Source organism: Clostridium sp. DL-VIII, from assembly GCF_000230835.1.
In the GTDB taxonomy this organism is placed as follows: Bacteria; Bacillota; Clostridia; order Clostridiales; family Clostridiaceae; genus Clostridium.
The window spans coordinates 5,616,679-5,639,636 of sequence record NZ_CM001240.1 but is presented as its reverse complement, the minus strand read 5'-3'; the positions used below and the strand labels follow the sequence as shown (position 1 = coordinate 5,639,636).

The following is a 22,958-nucleotide window of genomic DNA, read 5'->3' as shown; positions in this document are numbered from 1 at the left end:
TGATGTGTAAAATGTCATTTAGAGAAGATTTTTTATGGGGTGGAGCAATCTCAGCTAATCAAGTAGAAGGGGCCTTTGATGCTGATGGGAAAGGAATGTCTGTAGCCGATGTAGCAAGTTATAAGCCAAATCTTAGTGTAGAGGATTATGCTGGTCATAATAAGGTTACTACCAAAATGATACAAGAAGCTATGGAAGACCAAACTACAAAGTTTTATCCAAAAAGAAGGGGAATTGATTTTTATCATCATTATAAAGAAGATATCGCTTTGTTTGCTGAAATGGGCTTTAAGGCTCTAAGAATTTCTATTGCCTGGACAAGAATTTTTCCAACAGGAGAAGAAAGTGAACCAAATCAAGAAGGAATTAAATATTATGAAAGCATATTTAAAGAACTTAAGAAACATAATATTGAACCAATTGTAACGTTATCACACTATGAAATGCCTTTGCATTTAAGTTTAAAATATAATGGATGGGTAGAGCGAAAATTAGTTGATCATTTTGTTAAGTTTGCAAAAGTTTGTTTTGAGTCTTTCGGAGATTATGCTAAGTACTGGTTGACCTTTAATGAAATAGATAGTGTTGGAAGACATCCATTTACAACAGCAGGAATTATTCCAGATAAATGTGCAGAAGGAAAGCTTAATGAAGCTATTTATCAAGCTTTGCATCACCAATATGTTGCAGCAGCTTTAGCAACAAAGGAATGCAGAAAAATCATTAAAGACAGTAAAATGGGATGCATGTTAACAAAGCTTACAACATATCCTAATACTTGTAATCCAGAAGATGTATTGCTTTCGTTAAATAGTAATTTAGGAAATCATGTTCATGCTGATATTCAGATATTTGGAGAATATCCTAGATTATATAAAGTATTCTTGAAGAATAATGGAATCAATATTAAAATGGAAGAAAATGATGAAGAAATATTAAAGGAGAATACAGCTGATTATCTATCTTTTAGTTATTATATGTCAAGAACAGAGTCGGCGGATACAACTAAAGAAAAAGCATCTGGAAATACCATAATGGGTGTGAAAAATCCTTATCTGCCTTCTACAGAATGGGGTTGGCAGATAGATCCAGTAGGCCTTAGAATATCATTAATTGAACTATATGACAGATATAGAATTCCATTAATTATAGTAGAGAATGGTATGGGCGCTAAAGATGTTATAGAAGAAGATGGAACTATTCACGATTCATATAGAATTGATTATTTCAGAGAACATATAAGAGAAATGAAGAAAGCTGTGGAAATGGGTGTTGATTTAATAGGATATACCAGCTGGGCACCTATCGACTGTATAAGTGTTTCAACTTCTCAGATGAGTAAAAGATATGGATTTATATATGTTGATCAAGATGATGAAGGAAATGGAACATTGGAAAGAAAAAAGAAAGATTCTTTTTTCTGGTATAAAAATGTTATAAAAACAAATGGAGAAATTTTAGAATAAAGATAAGGGATGTGAAAGAAAATACCAAGTCAAATATACTAGCATACTGACTTGGTATTTCTTTGAACATCCCTAGTAGGGGGAATGATTATGAAAATAAAAAAAGTACTTAATTCTAGTGTCATTTTAGCTATTGACGAGAATAACAAAGAATTCATTTGTTTAGGAAAAGGTATAGGCTACAATAAAAAAAATGGAGATATCGTTGAAAAAAAGAGTATAGATCAAATTTTTATGCCTGTAGAAAACATTCAAATAAATGAATACTTAAAATTATTAGATTCAATTCCCCCAATATATCTTGATATAACTCAAAAAATTGTTTCAAAAGCTGAAAAGGAGCTGGATTCTAAGCTTAATATAAGCATATATTTTACATTAAGTGATCATTTAAATTTTGCAGTAGAAAGATCAAAGAAGAATATTAATATAACAAATCGTGTTTATTGGGAAATAAAAAATTATTATCCAGAGGAATTTAAAATTGGAATATATGCTTTAGAGCTTCTAAGTAAAATAACAGATGTCAAGCTTCCGGAAGAAGAGGCTGCCAATATTGCATTTCACATAATAAATGCTCAATCGCAAAGTAATGACTCAAGAGATAGTATGAAATATGCTAAAATGATTGGCGGAATTGTTAACTTGGTAAGATACTCAATTGGCAGTAGTCTGAAAATGGAAGGAATTCACTATCAGCGTTTTATTACACATGTTAAATTTTTTACAGAAAGGTTTTTTAATAATGAAATGTTGAAAGATGAAAATGATGTAATGTTTGAACAGATAGCTACATTATATCCAGAATCAATGGAGATTGCATTTAAAATAAAGGATTATATAAAAAAGGTTTATGATGGAGATATTCCAAAAGACGAATTAACTTATTTAGCTGTTCATATAAATAGATTACAGGCTTATAATGAAATAAATAAATAACAGTTTTATTATTTTAACTTCAATAAATTTCATATCAGGGATTTTGAAAATTTTATTGTATGATTTAATTCTAAATTAATATCACAAAAACTTTGTATTTTGTATCAATTTTTTGTTTATGACGTAACACCAAAAAGTTGATACCTAAATATTTAGTGTTTATGTTATAATAAATTGAAACTTACAGCAAAGGAGCTAATTTTAATGAATTAACTCCTTTTTTGGTTTGGTAAAATTTGTTCGTGAAAGTAGCCTAAAAAAATTTAGAATATTAAAAATAACAAAATTAATAAGGTGTGAATAGCTATGTTTAAAATAAAATATTAGTGCTAAAAACAAAATTAGAATAACTTAGGAGAAGTCAAATGGATATTATACTTGTATTTAAACAAATGATAATTTTATTTATATTAATGATTGTTGGTTACTTAGCTAATAAGAAAAAAATTATGACTGTAGATAGTGATAAATTATTTTCAAAACTAATTGTTAATATAACGAGTCCTGCTTTAATTATTTATTCAGTTTTATCAGGGGATCATTTAAAAGATAAGACGATGGTTTTATATATTTTTATAGTAGCTATATTGTATTACATTTTAATACCTATTATTGCTAAATTATTAATAGTAATATTTAGAATAAAAAAAGATATCGCTGCAATATATGAAAGTATGCTTGTATATTCTAATTTAGGATTTATGGGTATACCGGTTGTTAGTGTTATATTTGGAAATAGTGCAGTATTATATGTATCAATTTTTATGAGTGTGTTTAATGTCTCAATTTTTACTTATGGAATACTTTTGCTTAGTAAAGATATGAAGGGTGCGAATAATAATAAAAATTCATTTAATGTTAAAAGTTTCTTTAATCCAGGAACTATTTCAGCCATTATAGCAATTGCAATATATTTAATGGATGTTTCTTTGCCAGAAGTAATTACAGAGCCTATTAAATTAGCAGGAGATATAACAACTCCTTTAGCCATGATTGTTATAGGATCAACATTAGCAGGCTTTTCTATTAAAGAATTAATAAAAGAAAAATGGGTAATTATATTCACAATTATACGATTGCTTATACTACCAATAATTATATGGTATATAGGTCGATATTTTATTACAGACAAGCTACTTTTAGGAGTATTAGTAATTATTTCTGGAATGCCAGTAGCATCAAATATAGTAATGATGAGTAATGAATATGGTGGAGATCAGAATTTTATTACAAAAGGAGTGTTTTTTTCAACATTATTTTCCGTTGTATCAATACCAATTATTGCGGTATTACTTTAATATTATATTCAATTTCTGAATAAGTTAAAGCCTGAGGTTTAGTATCACCAATTTTCTTCACTGGAGCGTGGAATGTTCTATCAAAGGACAAACTTAAGAATCCAGGTGTAGAATAGTGGCCAGCAGTATCAATTAGGAATTTTTCGGGTATAATTTGTTCTAAATAAACATCTGCATATACACTACCTTAAGCATCATGAGGTAGTGTATTACTTATAACTGCACCATTTGGACCTAGTATTTTTGCAGATCCATATCTAAGCTTCATTAAACTCTTTTAATATTCTATTTCTCCTAAAATGTCACACATTTCTTCAGTCCAAATATTGAATTAGATGTTTTAGAAGGAACGGATATGTCCAAAATTTGATTATTATCTATTTTGATGATATACTTACCTAAGTAATTATTACTTAGGTAAGTATATGTGAGGTGAAATAAAATTGAATTTATACGGACATAAAGTAAATCAGCTGGCTCGGAATTTCACAAAGAAATTAAATGAGAGAATTTCTCCTCTTGGTTTATATTCTTCACAGTGGGCTATTGCTTTATACTTATATGAAAAAAAGCAATGTACACAAATAGAATTATGTAAATATCTTGGTGTAGAAGCTCCTACTATTACTAGGACATTAACTAGGATGGAAGAAATGGGACTGGTAATCAGAAATGATGGAAAGGATAAGCGTGAAAGGGTTATAAAACTAACAGAAAAAGCTTATGAAATGTTTCCTAAATGGCGTGAAGCTGCTCAAGATTTAGAAATAGAGGCTATAAATAATATTGATAAAGATGAACTAGAAATTTTTAATAATATTTTAGAAAAAATGATGAAGAACTTAGAACAATAGTAGGAATATAAGTTTGGCAAAGAAATATAAATCAATAAAAAAGGAGAACACATGGATACGACTATAATAAAACAAGCATTTAAAATTAATAAAACCACTTTTCCTTGGAACAAGGCCATATGTGCTGGGTTCTGTGGGGGATTTCCTGTGCTTGTTGGGATATTATTAAACCAATTACATTTAGGACTGCTAGCTGGGATTGGGGGCTTCACATATCTATATGTTACACCTCAACCATATGCTCAGCGTGCAAAAAAAATATTTTTCACTGCGGTTGGAATGAGTATTTCAGTTGCACTTGGTACACTATCTGCTCCATATCCAGTACTAATTATTTTAATAGTAGGTTTGATTGGAGCAATTGTAACTCTTATATTTGGCATACTTAGAATGCAAGGTCCATCTGCTGTTTTTTTTGTGTTAAACTTCATAATGGTAACGGGAATGCCTGTTAAACCATCAGAATTTCTTTTGCGTGCTTTTTTAGTGCTTATGGGAGGAACATTCTCGTGGATAGTTTGTATGGTAGGATATTTTTTTGATCCTCATGGTCCGGAAATAAAAACTATTAAAAAACTTTATTTAGCTTTAGCAAAATTTAGTGAAGCTATTGGTAGTGATAATATTAATGATATAAGAAATCGTACTGTTAATGCTTTAAAGGAAGCGGAGGAAACTCTTTTGACAGGTTATATTCCATGGAAGAACTCATTCTTATTTAATCGTTTATCACTTTTAAATGAAGAAGCAAATAAGTTGTTTTTGGAAATGCTTGAACTACATGTTAATAAAAATACTAAAGTACCAAAAGAACTTAGTGATATGATAAGAAAATTATCAACGGCAATTGAACTAAAAGATGGAGAAACGATTAAAATAGATCCTCCAGCTCAAAAACTAGATGAGATTTACGATAAGTTTTTATTAATAATTTATGATGCTGAGGCCATTATAAACATACCATTGACTTATATCGGAAAGAGTATAAAAATTTCAAAACCTTCTCTTATGATGAAATTTACTAGAGCCTTAAATAAAGATTCAATAGTGTTTATTAATGCGATAAGATATGGAATTATTCTTTCAATATCAGCAATAATAGCTTTTAGTTTCCCTTTTGACAGACCATATTGGATTCCTCTATCATGTGCTGCTGTTATGTTAGGTTCAACTGTTATGGCAACCTTTCACAGGGCAATTCAGCGTTCTTTTGGTACAATCATAGGACTTATAATAGCTATTTTAATTTTAAAATTTCAGCCAGAAGGTTTCGCTATAGTTATAATTAATATGCTTCTAATTGCAATAACAGAACTTTTTATTGTGAAAAATTATGCTGTAGCAGCGATGTTTATAACGCCCAATGCCATACTTATAGCGGAAACCTCAACTCAAATTCACAATGTTACATACTTTGCAGCAGCACGTATTACGGATATATTGATTGGATCTGCCATTGGATTAATTGGAACATACATTATTGGACGTCGTTCAGCCTCAAACCGATTACCAGATTTAATAGTGAAATTGATACGTAGTCAGGCTAGAGTATTAGTTAGATTGACAACTAATACTAAAGAAAACGATAGTGAGAGTACAAAATGGATAAAAGAAAAAATGGGAATAAACCTTATGAACTTTAAAACTGCATATAATACAGCATTAGGTGAGATTCCTCATAATGAGGAAATGCTTGAAATGATGTGGCCAGCATTTTTCTCATTAGAACATATTAGCTACTTACTTGATCAATACTGCACAACAAAGGGATATTTAAGTTTAGCTGATGAAGATTTAGCACAACTGCTGCTTGTATTAGAAACAATGGCAACATCTATTGAACAGAAAAAAGCAATAAAACCTAAAAGAGTTCCTATTATAGAGGAAATACCTCAAATTTGTGAAGAAATTAATGTAGTTCAAGAAGCACTTACCATAAAGAGTGTATGGTAAAAAATTAATAGATACTACAGGATTCTATAATAAGGAAGATGGAACACTATATGAATATTCAAGTCATTGGTCTTGGATATATGTATATAATAATCAGTGCAAAGCAACTATAGGAGACAAGAGTACAACAATTATAGAATGGTTGTCTGATCAAAAATTAAAATAATAAAAATAGGTATGACGCATATTGTAAGCAATGGTTATACGATGATAATAAATTTAAAAGGTTACAACATTCTTATTCATAAGCAGGTTGTAACCTTTAATTTAAGTATAATTATTCTTCATTATATTGAATTTCTTCATAAGTTAAGGTTTGGGGTTTAGTATCACCAATTTTCTTCACTGGAGTGTGTGGCGTTCTATCAAAGGATAAACTTAAAAATCCAGGTGTAGAATAGTGGCCAGCAGTATCAATTAGGAATTTTCCAGGTATGATTTGTTCTAAATCAACATCTGCATATACAATACCCTCAACATCATGAGGTAGTGTATTACTTATAACAGCACCATTTGGACCTATTATTTTTGCAAATCCATATCCAAGCTGCATGAAATTCTTTTGATATTCTGTTTCTCCTACAATATCACGCATTTCCTCAGTCCAGATTTGAGAAGTTACTAGACAGAAAACCTGATTGCTAATTGCATAATATTTTGCCGCAGTATCACATGCTTCCTGAGCAAATAAATGTCCTTCATAAGGCATAGCAATTGGCCAAGAAGAAACGTGAATTTGTTCGTTAAGAGAAGCCATAGCTGCTATATTTAAAGGAATTAGATGTTCCCAGCATTGTAAACCTCCAAGATTGCCATATTCTGTTTCGAATACTGGCATCATGCTTCCATCACCATCACCCCAGATAGTTTTTTCAGCATTTGTAGCTTTTAATTTTCTATGTTTACCTATTAAATTACCTTCAGGATTGAACCATAATTGAGTTAGATATAATGAACCACCATCTTTTTCAGTAACAGAAACACAAAAGTAAACTTTATTTCTTTTGGCCGCTTCACTTAAACTTTGGATAGCCTTACTTGGAATTTCAACAGCATTTTTATATAGCTGAATATAGAATTTCATACCATAGTCTGCATTACCTAGCCATATCCACCATGGATATCCAGGAATAAAAGCTTCAGGAAAAGCAATTACTTTTGCACCATTTGAAGCTGCTTCGTCTACAAGGTTACAAGTTTTTTCTATAGTTGCATCAAGATTTAAAAATACTGGAGCAGCTTGTACTGCCGCTGCTTTAAATTTTGGATAATTTGCCATTTTAATGTCCTCCTTTGAATTTGAAAATAAAAAAATGGCACTTGAAATATCAAGCGCCATTGCTATAATAGTATAATAACTTATGAGAATTAAATTTGCTATCAATTAATAGTTGAGATAGTACAATTATTAGTTTAGGTGATTTATAGAGGAGAAAGTAAATAAGCTCTAATCAAAAAGGTGAAATAATAAAATTATTAAGTCATAACAAAAGTATTTTGGATAAGAGGTGATTTAATTTGGATACAAAGGATTTAAAAGCTTTTTTAGCAGTTTATGAGAAACGTAATATTAGTAATGCGGCAAAACAATTATTCATTACACCTCAGGGGCTTAGTAAAATAATAAAAAAACTAGAACAGGAATTAGAGGTTCAGTTATTTTACAGAAATACTCATGGTGTATTTCCAACAGCTCATGGTGACATTTTATATAAGAATTCTTTGGTAATAATTGAATATTTAGAAGGAATTAAGCACGGAATTAAGATGGAGGGAAATGAAAATAAGAAAATATTGAAAGTTGCTTCTACATTTGGAGTAATGGATTATTTAACAGTTGATTTTATATTGGATTTCAAAGAAGAATATCCAGATATTCAATTAGATGTTTTAGAAGGAACAGATAAATTAATTGATAAAAACATGCAAGAAGAAGGGATAGAAATTGGATTTATTGCAGGCCCAGTTGATATTACTAAGTATAATGCTGAAATTTTCTCCTCACATAAACATTGTTTGGTTATAAATGAGAATCATCCTTTAGCCAAGAAGGATAAAATAGCCTATAGTGATTTAGATAATGAACAAATTGCTTTAGAAGGAAGAAACTTTAAACCATATTATAATAATATGAATAGATTTTTAAAAGCAAATGTTAAGCCTATTATTTTGATGGAAACCACAGAGATTGCATTAACACATAAAATAGCAAACATGAACAAAGGGATAGGCATCTCTGTAGATTTCGCTGCATGGAGTAATCCATACTCAAATACGGTTATAAAACAGTTTGAGGATGAAGAATGTGTTTGGGATACATATTTTGTATATAATAAAGGAAAAATATTATCTCCAGAGGCTGAATGCTTTAAAAAATTTGCATTTAATTGGTTAGAAGCTCATAGAGATGATTTGTTTAAATGGAGAGAATAAATTTCAACATTATTTTCTGTTGTATCAATACCAATTATTAGCTTCATATACATTTATATAAACACATTAAGGATAATAATATTGGAAAATTATTAAGAGAAAAGTATGATAATGGTGAGATTAAACATACACATTGATAAATAATGAGGTTGATTTTATAAGTGAGGTTGTTAAGATGTAATATATTTTGGATTAAAATAAGATAACATTAGCGAAAGTAGTAATTACCATAATTTATTTATATAATTCAGGATTTCAATTTGGATATTATCTGCTTAAAAACATGCGAAGGTAGAAGACTGCCTTTTATCTCGACGACTTTAGTAGATACTTGATTAGCTATCTCGAGGCTTTTTATATAGGAATAGCCTAATTTTCTAGAAGCCATGAAGGCTCCAATGTGAGAATCACCTGCACCAATTGTATCAACAACATCAGCTTTGATACCCATGGCATGCTGTAGGTTTTCACCATCATATAGATAGGATCCGTTTTCACCATCTGTAATGACAATCAAATTATTGGTTAAAGAATAAAGTATTTTAACAGCTCCTTCTAAAGTTGAAGTTTTTGTAAAGGTTAGAATTTCATCCATATTTAAATGAACAATTGGTGAAAGTTTGAAAATTGCATCAATCTTTTCTTTATCTATCATTGAGAATCTTGGTCCAGGGGCAAAGAAAACTTGTAGATGTCTGTTTTTATTAAGAAAGGATATGATTTTATTACCTGTGGATTCCTCAATTTCTAGGCCACAAATGTAAACCTGGTCAAAATCATCCATATTAATTCCGTTAAGCCATATAGGGTTAAAAGTATATTCAGCACCGTGATATGATAAAAAAGTTCGTTCGCCGTTAGATTCAACATAACAATAACAACACCCATTATCTTGATCTGTAACTCGGACAAAAGGTGATAATCCCATTTTTTTCAGCTGTGAAGCCACATAATCTCCATAGATTCCGGTACCGATAGGTGAACAAAACACATAAGGGACTTCAAAAAGATTTATTATGTTCTGCACATTAAAAGCACAACCGCCGATAGACATAGTCTGACAATTTATGTGACAGTCTTCAGTGGTAGTGGGAAGTTTTTCTATATTTATAATTATGTCAAGTACGGTAGATCCTATAATCAGTGCTTTTTTCATGGTTACCTCCTAGGTTTATGCAAAATAAGTTTGTTAGATAATTATATCATACCATAGTTGATAATTTTCGATAGAAATAATATTAAACAGAGTTCACAATTGTTACAGAAATAAATGTGGCAGCATTGGAGGAAAAGGTTTTGCTGATTTTACTTTTCACCCAAGAAGAAAGGCTGATAGTCCGCTTATTCTAGAACTTAAGAAAGATGAAACTGTGGATATAGCAATTAAGCAAATGAAGGAAAAAGAGTATTTTCAAAAATTTATAAAAGAGCATGAAAATGTACTATTAGTAGCTATATGTTACGATTCAAAAATGAAAAATCATAGTTGTAAAATAGAAAGTGTTTATTTTAGTGAAATATAGTGGATTTAAAAGCTCATGCTTCGCCTCTACAATAAAACCCACGAAAATCTAAAGTTTGGATTTTCGTGGGTTTTATTGTGGAAATTCACATTCATTTTTGTAAATTCTAATTACAATGCTTTCTTATCCATAGCAGTATGAAAAGAAGGATATTTTGGGTGGAATTTAAGTTCATTCTTAATACGCTCCGTATTTAATATCATATCACATGGGCTAAAATCAGGCCATCCGCCATTAGGAGGTACCTGTTCTGGTAAGCCATTAAGTTTAAGAAGTTCAGCAACAGTAATTGGTGTGTCATCAGCAACGTTATATATGTGACCGTCAAAACCTGGTGTACTTGCTGCAAGCATTAACGATTGACAGACATCCGCATGATGTACTAGCGAAAGCTTTTGCGAAGGATTCCATGTACTCATAATTGGTGAAAATTCTTCAATGTGTGGGTCATGATCGCCATAAACAAAAGCAAATCTTACAATACGCAAATCTAAGCCCATTTCATGGTGCAGCTTAAGTAAAGCTTCTTCAGCCACAACTTTTGTTTTTGGATAGGCTAGAGTCGGTTGAAGGACGTCATCTTCACGACATGGATTATTTCTGCTTATACCACTGTATACCAAACTGGTGCTACTAAAAACAAATCTTGTGACACCGGCTTCCAAAGCAGCTTTAGCTAGTATTATGCTTGCATCGACATTCGATGCTCGTGCTATTTCTTCGCTGACACCGCGAAATTGAGCTGCCAGATGCACCACAGCATCAACACCCTTTATAGCTTCAGTGAGATTTTCATTATCTAAAAGATCACCTAAAACCACTTCTGCTCCCTGTTCTTTTAAGGTAAGTGCACGCTCAGCATTTCTTACAAGAATACGCACGTCATGACCTTGCTCTAATAAATATGGTACAAAACGACTTCCAACCTTACCTGTTGCTCCAGTTACAAATATTTTCATAAGTTAATTCACTCCATTCTAAACAGTTTTGTTTGTTAATTATTTTTGTGTTATATTACTAATATATCAGGCTTAAAATAGCTTAACCATATTGTGATTATCATATGATTGAGAGTGGTAGGATAAAGGAGGAAAATAAATGAAAGAGATTACAATGCAGCAGTCGTTATTGGATTAGAAAGAACTGTTTTTGCATTAGAACCTAATCCTGTATATATAATTAATAAATATTGGGATGTATTATTATGGAATCGTGCAGCAGAATTTTTATTTCGATTCCCTCCATATTCTACTAGCATGAATTCAAAGCCGAATTTGTTATATCAATTTTTAACAGATCCATTTAAAAAAGAAATTAATTCTGATTGGGAAGAGAAGGCTAAAATCATGATTGCGAGGTTTAGGGCAGATTGTGTCAGGTATCCTCAAGATGAAAGGTTAAAAGAAATGATCGAAAAATTTAAGCAGGAAAGTGAATTATTCGATTTATGGTGGCCTCGTTATGAAGTTAAAACTGTTACGGACTGTCATAAATCATGGGATTATCCGGAAATTGGAAAAGTGGAGTTTGAGCATGTGAATTTACAGCTGTCTAACTGTCCTGATTTGAAAGTGATGATTTATACAGCTTCATCCTCTACAGCAGAAAAACTTAAACAAAAAATCTATTCTTAAGAATATTATAACTACAATTGGTAATACATAATATATTAATGGAAAAAGTGAGATGAATTTCACTGGTGGATTTAAAAGGTCGTGCTTCGCCTCCACCATGAAATCCACGACCATCTGTATACGGCTTGAATAGCTACATACAGGTAGTCGTGTTTTTTTATGGTTACGGGGAGTACACAAATCATAAATTTTAATTAGATGATAATACAATAAGCTACATATAAGAAGTAATTAATTTAAATGTTATTTACTAAAACAGTATTGAATTTAAAGACGTCATATCTATGGTGCGTTTTCGAATATTCGAAAATCTTACCATTTTCTAAATAACATATTTTCTCAAGTTCTATAATAAAGTCAGACTCTGTCAAATTTAAATAAAGTTTATCGTTAGAGTTAGCCTCATCACCCTTTATAGAGATGTGGGCACTTTGAATTTTAAATCCAAGTTCATTAGTTATGTAATCATAAATAGAGCCTTCTAAGTGTTTTTCTTTTAGTCCAGGTATAACATAAATAGGCATATAAGTTTCTTCTAGTATTTGTGGGTCATTATCTATAGAACGTAATCGTAAGATTTTATATATATATTCATCAGTGATGTTAAGTTTTTCTGCAATTTCTTTAGGTGGTGTGATAATAGAAAAATCTATCACCGTTGATTTCAGATGTTCTTTGCTAAATTTTTTAGAATAACCTGAAATATTATCTAATTCTATAGTAGTTCTGCTAGATAGATTTTCCTTAACATAAGTACCAGAGCCCTGTCGTCTTATTAACATACCTTCTTGAACTAATAAATCTAATGCTTTAGCTATTGTAAGTTTACTGCAATTATAGCATTCAGCTAAAGAATCTCCATCTGGAATTTTTTCATTGGTTTTATAAATATAGTTATTTATCTTATTTTTTATATCTTCATATACTACTTTGTATTTAGGCGGCATATATAATCTTCCTTTCTCAATTGTTTCCACATATATATTATATATCAGATATAAATAAAAATATACTGGTATTTATATACCTTTTTATAAAAGGTATATATCTTTTATAAAAAGGTATTGATTATTTTGAAAAGGACATATATAATCATAATTGAAAATGTTTTCTGCTCGAGACGAGAAACATAATATATATTAAGATGGGGGTTACTTATGAAAAAATTTTATGAATTTCCAGAAGGATTTTGGTGGGGGAGTGCCTCATCGGCAGAGCAATCAGAAGGCAAAGGTAATACTGATAAAGGAAAAACTATTTGGGATCATTGGTTTCAATTAGAAAAAAACAGATTTTATGATGAAGTTGGACCAAATATTACTTCAGATTTCTTCTATAGGTATGAAGATGATATCAAATTAATGAAGGAACTTGGACATAATTCATTTAGAATGTCTATTTCGTGGGCTCGATTATTTCCAAATGGAGATGGAGAAGTTAATGAAAAAGCAGTTGAATTTTATAATAATGTAATTAATTCATTTATAGCTAATGATGTAAAGCCTTTTATTAACTTATATCACTTTGATATGCCGTTAGTAATGCAGGAAAAGGGAGGATGGGAAAGTAAAGAGGTCGTTGAGGCATATGTGAACTATGCAGATAAGTGTTTTGAATTATTTGGAGACAGAGCTGAGCATTGGTTTACATTTAATGAACCTTTAGGACCAGTACTTGGAGGGTACTTACAAGATTTTCACTATCCAAACATAATAGATTTTAAGAGGGGTGCACAAGTAGCTTTTAATACAATTCTTGCACATGCGAAAGCCATTGAAAGATTTAAAAAACACAATCTAAAATCTAAAATTGGAGTAATATTAAATCTTAGTCCTACTTATCCAAGAAGTTCAAATAAGTATGATGTAGAGGCAGCAGAATATTGTGACTTATTTTATAATAGAAGCTTCTTAGATCCTTGTGTAAAAGGCGAATTTCCTAAGAAGTTAGTAGACACTCTTAAAAAATATAACCAAATTCCTATATATACAGATGACGAGCTAAAAATAATTAAAGAAAATACAGCTCAAATTTTAGGAATAAATTATTATGAACCAAGAAGAGCAAAGGTTAGAGAAAATGCTGTGAATCCTAATTCTCCATTTATGCCAGAATGGTTTTTTGATCCATATATAATGCCAGGAAGAAAGTTTAATAATTATAGAGGATGGGAAATATACGAGAAGGGAATACTAGATCTTTGCAATGATGTTAAAGAAAATTATGGAAATATAGAAGCTTTTATATCTGAAAATGGTATGGGTGTCACTGATGAAGAACGTTTTATTGAAAATGGACAAATTAATGATGAATACAGAATTAATTTTATTAAGGGACATTTAAAATATGTTCATAAAGCAATTGAAGAGGGATGTAATATAAAAGGATATCATCTATGGACATTCATTGATTGTTGGTCATGGATGAATGCATATAAAAATAGGTATGGTTTAGTTAGTTTAGATTTAAAAACTCAAAAGAGAACAGTAAAGAAAAGTGGAGAGTTTTATAAACTGTTAGCTACAAATAATGGTTTTGAAGAATAAAAAAGGGGGAATATTGATGAACAAATTTTTTGAAAAACTAGGGAAAGCATCGCAAAAGTTAGGTGGAGAAATACACTTGAGATCACTTAGAGATGCATTTGCATCACTAATTCCATTCATTATTATTGCAGGCTTAATGATTTTCATTAACTATGTTGTTATTGAACCAACAGGATTTATGTCTAAAATAATTAGTCCAGCAACATTAACTACTTGGCAAGATGTTGGAACATCTATTAATAATGGTACTTTAAATTTCTTAGCAGTATTGCTAGCGGGTGCATGTGCATATCATCTAGCAATAAATAGGAAATTTGAAAATCCAATAGCACCAGCGCTTCTAGCTATTTCAATATTTGTTGTTTTATTACCATTTGTGATTTCAACTACACCTGTAGGAGTTAAAGAGGCAGTTAAAGTTGCAGGAGTTATTTCTTATAGTTCCACTAATTCAGGTGGGATGTTCGTAGGTATTATAACTTCACTATTATCAACTGAATTATTTATGTGGCTATCTAAAAATGAAAAACTTAAGATTAATATAGGTGGAGAAGCAGTACCTCCAGCCGTTACAAAGTCCTTTAATAGTTTAATACCTATAATGATTACTATTCTAATTTTTGCTGTAGTGTCATTTGCAATAAAGCAACTTTTTGGGACAGATATAAATTCACTGATCTTAAAAACAATACAACGACCATTGGTAGCTCTAGTTACCAGCTTACCAGGATTTATAATATTAATGCTGTTGTCTAATTTATTATTTGCAATAGGGATACATCCAGGAGGGGTAATTGCGCCAATTATGGATCCAGTATTATACACAGCTATGAATGAAAATATGACTGCTTTTGCTCAAGGCCAACCTATCCCTCACATAATTAGCATGTCATTTAAGGATACATTTGGAGTAATGGGTGGATCAGGTAATACTATTGCGTTATTAATTGCTATATTCTTATTCTCAAAGAGAAAGGATTATAGAGATATTGCTAAACTTTCCACAGCACCAGGTATATTTAATATTAATGAGCCAGTTATATTTGGTTTACCAATAGTATTTGATTTAACACTAATGATTCCATTTGTATTAGCTTCACCAATTTGCTTAACTGCTGCATACTTAGTGACTGAGGCAGGATGGATGTCACCAGTAGTAATTCAAACACCTTGGACGACTCCACCAATTTTGTCAGGATTTCTAGCAACCGGTGGAGATTGGAGAGCTTCAGTATTTCAAATAATTATGATTGCACTTACAGTCTTACTATATATTCCTTTTTTAAAGGTTTCAGAGAAAAAGCAGATTGAAGAATAAATAGAAAGAATATAAAGATAAAAGGGAGATGTTTTGTTATGAAAAAAATATTATTAGTATGTAATGCAGGAATGTCAACTTCAATGCTTGTACAAAAGATGATTAGAGTGGCAAAAGAAAAGGGTATAGAAGTAACAATAGAAGCTATACCTTCGACAGATTTATCTAAGTGTTGGCAAAGTGCAGATGTAATTCTACTAGGACCTCAAATTGGATTTATGAAAGACAGTGTAAAAGAGACAGTAGAAAATAAGATATCAGTAGAAGTTATTAGTATGGTGGATTATGGTAGAATGAATGCTGATAAAGTCTTAACTTTCGCTATAGATTTAATGAAATAAGGTGGTTTAAAATGGAAGGAATGGAGTTAATAGCTTTCAATATTATTAGTAATGTTGGAACGGCAAAGAGTATGGGAATCCAGGCTTTAATTAAAGGAAGAGGCGGAAATGTAGAAGAGGCAGAAAAATTACTTGAAGATGCATCCGTGTTTATGAGAGAAGGACATAAGTCACATGCACAACTTATACAAGAAGAAGCAAAAGGAAATAAGCAAGAGCTTTCATTAATACTTATGCATGCTGAAGATCAATTAATGGCAGCAGAAATAATTTTATCTTTAGCTAAAGAGATGTTATATATGCAGAAAGAAATAAATGATTTAAAGAAAAAATAGTAAAAAGCCGAGGATTTATCTCGGCTTTTAATAAAATAAGCTTATAAAAAGTTTGGAACGAATAAGAAATAACAATTTTAAGTAAGTGCACAATTAAAAAATATCATAAAAGATTTTATTTAATCAAATAGTTTTGTTAATATTTTAGGAGGTCAAGATGAATTATTATTTGGGAATTGATATAGGAGGTACCAACTTAAGAGCCGCTATTTTAGATAATGAATATAATTTAATAGATAAATTTAAAATAGATAATATCGTTGAAAAAGGTGCGAACTATAATGTAGATAATTTAATAAAAATAATTAGGGAAAAGTGGAATACATATAACATTCAGGCTATTGGGGTGGCGTGTCCAGGTCCTTTAGATATAAGAAATGGAGTAATAATTAATCCACCTAATTTAAAAGGATGGGAAGGATTTGAAATAAAAAAATACTTTGAAGAGCGTTTTAAATTACCTACAACTGTAAATAATGATGCAAATGTGGCTGGATATTGTGAAGCTAAGATAGGAGCAGCTAAAAATGCTGAAAGTGTATATTATATTACTCTATCGACAGGAGTAGGTGGCGGATTTATTTATAAAAATGAGATAATTAATGGCTTTAATAACATAGCTGGGGAAGTATGTAACATGATAATAAATGAAGATGAATATAGTCATGCGGGCTTAAACGCTGGAGGATTAGAAGGACAGTGCAGTGGAGTAAGTATTTCTAGAATTGCTAGTAAGAAGTTAGGACAGGAACTCACTGCCAAAGATGTTTTTGACAGAGCTAAGGATGGAGAAGTAAATTGCAGGGGGGTTTTAAATGAGTGGTCTGTAAATTTATCTAAAGCAATTGCTAATATAATAACTATAGTAGATCCAGAAGTTGTAGTACTTGGCGGATCAGTTATATTAAACAATTCTAATTACTTAGAAAAATTAATTAATGAAGTTAAGCTAAGAGTATTTAACAATACTAATGTAAATATTAAATTGGCTAAAATAGGTGATGATGCAGGATTGCTTGGAGCGGGGATTCTAGCATCTTGCTTAAAATGACAGATATAATAAATTTCAGCTATTGAAGATTAAAGAGAAGAAGTATATAAAAGAATCGACTAGAGATTAATTTAATGGGCGGAAGAGTAGGATTTAAATCCTTTTGTGTTGCAACAGCTATACTTAAAAATTAATATTAGTACAAAGGGTAAGCTTGAAATAAAGAAGAAAATAGAATAAACATTGAATTTGATATGTGTACTAGTTCTTCTGCTTAGGATATAATATTAAGTTATAAGAGGTTTTCTTAGATGGAGGATTAAAAAATGAAAAAATTATTTATAAAGAAAATTTCTGTTGTTTTTATACTTTTACTTATGTTTATAAGTTTATTTGGGTGTGCAGCAGCAAATAAAACTGCTGTAAATAATCAGCAGGATAACAAGGCAGAAACTATAAAATCAGAAGATGAAAATATGGATTCTGGCCAAAATGGAGATTCAAAAAATAAAAAAGTAATTAATGATTTTCAAGGCGTTGCAGATTATATACATAAAAATGGAACCTTGCCTGAAAATTTTATAACAAAAGCACAGGCTGATAAGCTTGGATGGAAGCCAGGAGACGATCTTAGTAAAGTAGCACCTGGTAAAAGCATAGGAGGAGATGTTTTTAAGAATGCTGAAAAATCTCTTCCAGATGCGGCTAATAGAATTTGGCATGAGTGCGATATTAACTATAATGGAGGACATCGTGGGGATGATAGGATTCTTTATTCAAATGATGGATTAATTTACTCTACCTCAGATCATTACAAAACATTCAAAGTATTATATAAGGGAAAATAGTTTTTTATTCTTTAGGAATCTATAATAAATTTAAATCTTAGGATAATTATTATAATGGCCATTTTACTATAGTTAAATCGCTCAAAAAGAATAAAAAATAATTATGCTCGCCTGCCAGATTTTCCTCACATGAGTTTGGAAAGGCAGATGCGTAAAAAAATCTCCGGCTCCCACAGGCGCCTGCGATTTTTTTATTTCAAAGGATGTAGGAGGTGAATAGCTTGAATAAAGTAGTGATACAAGGCAGTAAGCTTACGGATAAAAATATTTTACACAAAATTTTAAAGCAGGAATTACAGCTTCCTGCGCATTACGGTGAAAACTTAGATGCACTATGGGATTGTCTAACTGCTGATATTCAGTTGCCAGTTACAATTGAATGGGTTGACTTCCAAAAAAGTAAAGACTTATTAGGTGATTATGCTGAAAATACCTTGGAAATTTTTAATGAAGCAGAAAAATTTACTGGAGGAAAACTTAATATAATTATTTCTTAGAAGGTGAATTTTAAGAAATAGGGGATAAAAATGAAAAAATAATTATAACTAACAAAAAATAGGGATGCTACTGATGCTTCCTACTCACCATGAACCCCACGAAAATTTAATTTTAATTTTCGTGGTTTTTTTATTTTGTTATTATGATATACTCAAATTTAACATAATTATGTGTAGTTATTTTTTGTTGGAATATTTTAAACATAGTATTTAATATAGGTGAGAATATAAATATATGTTAGTATTTAAGTATAATAAAGTACATATTACGTGCGAATTAAAAACGGCATTTAAGATTATAGAAGAGTTAAGAAAGAGGAAAGTGATTTATGAAGAGAATTGAATTAGTTCTTATGAAACTCAAAGAGAAAACGAGTACAAATCCAAAAGGCTGCTCTGCAACTGAAATTGCCGAAGAGCTAAATCTTATTAGAGGTAATGTAAGTACCGATTTAAATAAGCTAGCAAGTGAAGGGAAGGTAATAAAGTTAAAAGGGAAACCAACATTATTCATTGCCGCAAATGAAAGAATTGAAGTTCCAGTAGTATCCATAATAAATAAGTTTTCTGAAGCTAATCCGAGTTTATATACAGCTATAGAACAAGCTAAAGCAGCCATATTATATCCACCTAATGGAATGAACATATTACTTCTTGGAGAAACTGGTGTTGGTAAGTCTACTTTTGCAGGGATAATATATAAGTATGCAATTGAAATGAAAGTAAAATCTAAAGACAGTCCTTTTATAACATTCAATTGTGCTGATTATGCTAATAATCCTCAGCTATTACTTGGACAATTGTTTGGAGTAAAAAAAGGTGCTTATACAGGTGCAGATTTTGATAAAGAAGGTCTTTTAGAAAAAGCTGATGGAGGAATTCTATTTTTAGATGAAGTTCATAGGCTGCCAGCAGAGGGGCAGGAAATGTTTTTTACCTTTATGGATAGAGGAGTATACAGAAGACTTGGGGAAACTGACAGCGAAAGAAGTGCAAAGGTAATTATTATAACAGCTACAACTGAAGATCCAAACATGAACTTACTTCAAACCTTCAGCAGAAGAATTCCAATGGTTATAAATATACCAGCTTTAAGAAATAGGGGAATTGAAGAGAGATTTAACCTTATAAAACAGTTTATGATTGAAGAGTCTAGCCGTTTAGGAAAGAGCATTAAAGTATCAGTAAATTCATTAAAGGCATTTTTGTTTTACGATTGTCCCAATAATATAGGGCAGCTAAAGTCTGATATCCAGCTCACTTGTGCTAAAGCATATGCAGATTTTCTTTCTAATAGAAAGGAAGATATAAGGATTAGCAGTTTAGAATTGCAGCCTTATATAAGAGAAGGATTATATAAAGAAGTTGAGCATAGACAGTTATGGAATAAGTTAATTGATATAAATAACAGATACTGTATTTTTGATAAAGATGAAAAACAAATGATTTTTGAGGAAAAGGACCAAGATGAAAATATTTATGAGATGTTAGAAGCAAAAACTAGGGAACTTAAAGCGAAAGGGGTTGAAGGGAAACAATTTGAAGAAGAAATGGAGAGTGATATAGAAGACTATTTTAAAAATTACATGATTAGATTTCATAATAAAGTTGACTCAACGAATTTAGAGAATATTATAGAGCCATATATTATGGATATAATAAAAAGGGTAATTAATTTTTGTGAAGCAGAATTAAAAAGAGAGCTTGATAAACAGATACAATATGGCTTAGCAGTCCATATTAGTAATTCCATAGATAGAATTAAGAGAAATAAAAAAATTGAAAATCCAAAGTTAAATAAAATAAGGAAAGAATATAATAAAGAATTTAATATTGCACTAGAGGCTTTGAAGATAATAGAAGAATCTATAGACAGAGAAGTTCCTATTGACGAAGCAGGATTTTTAACTATGTTTTTAATTTACAATAGTGAAAAAATAAGAAATAAACGGAATGATGTAAATGTAATAATTATTGCTCATGGTGAAGGAACTGCTACATCCATGGTTAATGCAGTAAATGGACTCTTAGGAACACAATATGCAAAGGGAATAAATGCGCCAATAGAAGAAAAGCCACAGATTATATTGGAGAAGACTAAGGATTATGTAAGAGAAAATGGTATTAAATCAGATATTTTATTTTTAGTGGATATGGGGTCACTAGTTACATTTGGCAGAGAAATAGAAAAAGAATTTAAATTGAAGACAAGGACAATTCCATTAGTAAGTACGCTGCATTGTATTGAAGCAACTAGAAAAGCGATGCTTGGGTACACCTTAGATGAAATATATAGAGATACCTTAGAGGTAAATAATTTATACGATAATAATGTATTAGATTATATTCCAGATGATCCTGAAGAAAGAAAGCTAGCAATTGTAACAGTATGTACTACTGGCGAAGGCAGTGCTAAAGCAATGAAAGCATTATTAGAAAGAACGCTCAAATTTGAAAATAATTTTCTAGAAATTGTTCCTGTTAATATCATAGGAAAAGAAAGCATATACAGTAGATTAGATAAATTATCAAATAAATATCAAATAATTTGTTTAGTTAGTCCTTTTGAACTTGAAAGTGACTATCTGCAATATAATTTAGATGATGTTATTGAAGGTAATTGCATAGAAAATATACAAGACTTAATAAATAGAGAAAAAGTTTACGCTAAGATGGAGGATACCTTAGAACATCAGTTAAAGAAAATAGAAGGGAAAGTAGTTCTTAGTGATATAAGGAGATTTATTACAACAGTTACTAAGTTACTAAATATAAAATTAACATCAAATGCAATTATAGGAATAACTCTTCATATGGCAGTAATGATTGATAGATTATGCGATAATGGAGTAATAGATACATATGCAAATACTGATTCATATATAAAAGAAAATTTGGAATTATATAGAATAATAAAGAGTGAATGTTCAATATTAAATACTAAGTATACAATTTATATTTCAGATGATGAAATATGTTATCTTATGAATCTATTTATTATGAAGAGTAGAAAAAAATAAAGCACATTCTTGATGTGCATTGAAAAGTTTTTGAAAAGTAAAGCACATAAATACTTTTTAAAAGCTTTTTTTTATTAACCTAAAAAGGCTAAAATGCAAGGGGTAAAGAAATTGAAAAATATTTTATATTAATTTTTTTATGTTGGCATGAAGTTTGCTATATATATTAGCAAGAAGCAAATCAAATAATCAGAGTAGAAGGTGAAGTAATGGAAATATTATCAATGGAGCAAATAGTCATGGAATTAGTCATAAATGGAGGGAATGCTAGAAGCAAAGCAATGGCAGCTATTAAGGCGGCAAAAGGAGGTGATTTTGAATTAGCGAAGGAAAAAATAAAGGAAGCTAATGAAGCCTTAAATAAAGCCCATGATTTCCAAACCAAGTTAATTCAAAAAGAAGCAGCAGGAGAAAGTGTAGAGATAAGTTTACTTATGGTGCACGCACAAGATCATTTAATGAATGCTATGACTGTAAGAGATTTAGCTAAAGAAATGGTTTTTATGTATGAGGAGTTTAGAAAATAATTGTTAAATAAAGTAAAAATAAATTTAATTAGTTTGATAACAAGATATAAATAAAATTAATAATAGAGTTTTAGGAGGAAGAAAAAATGAGATATATAACTTTAGTATGTGCAGCAGGTATGTCAACAAGTATTTTAATGGCTAGAATGCAGGAAAGTGCAAAAAAGCAAGGAATTGAAGCAAAAATCATTGCTATGTCAGAAGCAAAATTTGAGGAATATGAGGAACCAACAGAAGTTTTACTTTTAGGACCTCAAATTGAATATATGGCAGATGAAATGAAGGAACAATATGAACCAAAGGGAATTAAAGTAGCGGTTATAGATATGATGGATTATGGAACTCTTAACGGTGAAAAAGTGTTAAAGGATGCCCTTGCATTATTAGATTAATTAAAAAAATATTATTATAAATATTTTTTGAGGAGGACTTAAT

The 22,958-nt window shown here is 30.4% G+C and carries 23 protein-coding genes; 19 read left to right on the top strand and 4 right to left on the bottom strand.

Annotated features, from left to right (window positions below):
- Window positions 1-11: 11 nt before the first annotated feature.
- The 6 genes from CDLVIII_RS25705 to CDLVIII_RS30920 all read left to right on the top strand — a co-directional run bounded on the left by CDLVIII_RS25705 (window position 12) and on the right by CDLVIII_RS30920 (window position 6,676).
- Window positions 12-1,466 carry a glycoside hydrolase family 1 protein gene (locus tag CDLVIII_RS25705; protein WP_009172413.1) on the top strand — a complete coding sequence of 485 codons (1,455 nt, stop codon included), beginning with the start codon at window positions 12-14 and terminating at the stop codon, window positions 1,464-1,466.
- Between the two features lie 90 nt (window positions 1,467-1,556).
- A complete protein-coding gene (locus tag CDLVIII_RS25700) occupies window positions 1,557-2,405 on the top strand; it encodes a PRD domain-containing protein (protein WP_009172412.1) in 849 nt (282 codons plus the stop codon).
- 365 nt (window positions 2,406-2,770) lie between these two features.
- A complete protein-coding gene (locus tag CDLVIII_RS25695; RefSeq protein ID WP_009172411.1) occupies window positions 2,771-3,703 on the top strand; it encodes an AEC family transporter in 933 nt (310 codons plus the stop codon).
- A gap of 443 nt (window positions 3,704-4,146) precedes the next feature.
- Entirely contained in the window at window positions 4,147-4,557 is a 411-nt protein-coding gene (locus CDLVIII_RS25690) for a MarR family transcriptional regulator (protein ID WP_009172410.1), read from the top strand.
- 51 nt (window positions 4,558-4,608) lie between these two features.
- Window positions 4,609-6,510 carry an FUSC family protein gene (locus CDLVIII_RS25685; RefSeq protein ID WP_009172409.1) on the top strand — a complete coding sequence of 634 codons (1,902 nt, stop codon included), beginning with the start codon at window positions 4,609-4,611 and terminating at the stop codon, window positions 6,508-6,510.
- A complete protein-coding gene (locus CDLVIII_RS30920) occupies window positions 6,500-6,676 on the top strand; it encodes a hypothetical protein (RefSeq protein WP_242835803.1) in 177 nt (58 codons plus the stop codon). Before CDLVIII_RS25685 ends, CDLVIII_RS30920 begins: the two co-directional genes overlap by 11 nt.
- Before the next feature lie 111 nt (window positions 6,677-6,787).
- Here the strand turns inward: CDLVIII_RS30920 and CDLVIII_RS25680 are convergent, their stop codons facing one another.
- Window positions 6,788-7,789 carry a carbon-nitrogen hydrolase family protein gene (locus CDLVIII_RS25680; protein WP_009172408.1) on the bottom strand — a complete coding sequence of 334 codons (1,002 nt, stop codon included), beginning with the start codon at window positions 7,787-7,789 and terminating at the stop codon, window positions 6,788-6,790.
- Between the two features lie 239 nt (window positions 7,790-8,028).
- Here CDLVIII_RS25680 and CDLVIII_RS25675 point away from each other — a divergent pair, with 239 nt between their 5' ends.
- Window positions 8,029-8,943 carry a LysR family transcriptional regulator gene (locus tag CDLVIII_RS25675; protein ID WP_009172407.1) on the top strand — a complete coding sequence of 305 codons (915 nt, stop codon included), beginning with the start codon at window positions 8,029-8,031 and terminating at the stop codon, window positions 8,941-8,943.
- 247 nt (window positions 8,944-9,190) lie between these two features.
- Here CDLVIII_RS25675 and CDLVIII_RS25670 read toward each other — a convergent pair whose 3' ends face one another.
- Window positions 9,191-10,099 carry a PfkB family carbohydrate kinase gene (locus CDLVIII_RS25670; RefSeq protein ID WP_009172406.1) on the bottom strand — a complete coding sequence of 303 codons (909 nt, stop codon included), beginning with the start codon at window positions 10,097-10,099 and terminating at the stop codon, window positions 9,191-9,193.
- 70 nt (window positions 10,100-10,169) lie between these two features.
- On the opposite strand from CDLVIII_RS25670, the gene CDLVIII_RS30285 reads away from it, so the two are divergent.
- Window positions 10,170-10,466 (top strand): PD-(D/E)XK nuclease domain-containing protein, encoded by a 297-nt coding sequence (locus CDLVIII_RS30285; protein WP_083825389.1) that lies wholly within the window; start codon window positions 10,170-10,172, stop codon window positions 10,464-10,466.
- A gap of 110 nt (window positions 10,467-10,576) precedes the next feature.
- Here CDLVIII_RS30285 and CDLVIII_RS25665 read toward each other — a convergent pair whose 3' ends face one another.
- The gene (locus tag CDLVIII_RS25665; protein ID WP_009172405.1) at window positions 10,577-11,425 is read right to left on the bottom strand and encodes an NAD(P)-dependent oxidoreductase; all 849 of its coding nucleotides are present in this window, start codon (window positions 11,423-11,425) and stop codon (window positions 10,577-10,579) included.
- Between the two features lie 135 nt (window positions 11,426-11,560).
- On the opposite strand from CDLVIII_RS25665, the gene CDLVIII_RS25660 reads away from it, so the two are divergent.
- A complete protein-coding gene (locus CDLVIII_RS25660) occupies window positions 11,561-12,100 on the top strand; it encodes a hypothetical protein (RefSeq protein WP_347462532.1) in 540 nt (179 codons plus the stop codon).
- Between the two features lie 236 nt (window positions 12,101-12,336).
- On the opposite strand, the gene CDLVIII_RS25655 is transcribed toward CDLVIII_RS25660, so the two are convergent.
- Entirely contained in the window at window positions 12,337-13,077 is a 741-nt protein-coding gene (locus CDLVIII_RS25655; protein ID WP_242835802.1) for a GntR family transcriptional regulator, read from the bottom strand.
- A gap of 180 nt (window positions 13,078-13,257) precedes the next feature.
- On the opposite strand from CDLVIII_RS25655, the gene CDLVIII_RS25650 reads away from it, so the two are divergent.
- The 10 genes from CDLVIII_RS25650 to CDLVIII_RS25605 all read left to right on the top strand — a co-directional run bounded on the left by CDLVIII_RS25650 (window position 13,258) and on the right by CDLVIII_RS25605 (window position 22,915).
- A complete protein-coding gene (locus CDLVIII_RS25650) occupies window positions 13,258-14,646 on the top strand; it encodes a glycoside hydrolase family 1 protein (protein ID WP_009172403.1) in 1,389 nt (462 codons plus the stop codon).
- Window positions 14,647-14,662: 16 nt separating this feature from the next.
- A complete protein-coding gene (locus CDLVIII_RS25645) occupies window positions 14,663-15,964 on the top strand; it encodes a PTS transporter subunit EIIC (protein ID WP_009172402.1) in 1,302 nt (433 codons plus the stop codon).
- Window positions 15,965-16,002: 38 nt separating this feature from the next.
- A complete protein-coding gene (locus tag CDLVIII_RS25640) occupies window positions 16,003-16,305 on the top strand; it encodes a PTS sugar transporter subunit IIB (protein ID WP_009172401.1) in 303 nt (100 codons plus the stop codon).
- A gap of 11 nt (window positions 16,306-16,316) precedes the next feature.
- On the top strand, window positions 16,317-16,640 hold the full coding sequence (locus CDLVIII_RS25635) for a PTS lactose/cellobiose transporter subunit IIA (RefSeq protein WP_009172400.1): 324 nt from the start codon (window positions 16,317-16,319) through the stop codon (window positions 16,638-16,640).
- Window positions 16,641-16,797: 157 nt separating this feature from the next.
- Window positions 16,798-17,691: an ROK family protein gene (locus tag CDLVIII_RS25630; RefSeq protein WP_009172399.1), complete on the top strand. Its 894-nt coding sequence runs from the start codon at window positions 16,798-16,800 to the stop codon at window positions 17,689-17,691.
- 266 nt (window positions 17,692-17,957) lie between these two features.
- Window positions 17,958-18,479: a ribonuclease domain-containing protein gene (locus tag CDLVIII_RS25625; RefSeq protein WP_009172398.1), complete on the top strand. Its 522-nt coding sequence runs from the start codon at window positions 17,958-17,960 to the stop codon at window positions 18,477-18,479.
- 221 nt (window positions 18,480-18,700) lie between these two features.
- A complete protein-coding gene (locus tag CDLVIII_RS25620; protein ID WP_009172397.1) occupies window positions 18,701-18,976 on the top strand; it encodes a barstar family protein in 276 nt (91 codons plus the stop codon).
- A 329-nt stretch (window positions 18,977-19,305) separates the two neighbouring features.
- Window positions 19,306-21,996 (top strand): sigma-54-dependent transcriptional regulator, encoded by a 2,691-nt coding sequence (locus tag CDLVIII_RS25615; RefSeq protein ID WP_009172396.1) that lies wholly within the window; start codon window positions 19,306-19,308, stop codon window positions 21,994-21,996.
- Between the two features lie 209 nt (window positions 21,997-22,205).
- Window positions 22,206-22,523, top strand: coding sequence for a PTS lactose/cellobiose transporter subunit IIA (locus CDLVIII_RS25610; protein ID WP_009172395.1), 318 nt, complete (start codon window positions 22,206-22,208; stop codon window positions 22,521-22,523).
- An 86-nt stretch (window positions 22,524-22,609) separates the two neighbouring features.
- The gene (locus CDLVIII_RS25605; protein ID WP_009172394.1) at window positions 22,610-22,915 is read left to right on the top strand and encodes a PTS sugar transporter subunit IIB; all 306 of its coding nucleotides are present in this window, start codon (window positions 22,610-22,612) and stop codon (window positions 22,913-22,915) included.
- Window positions 22,916-22,958 lie beyond the last annotated feature (43 nt).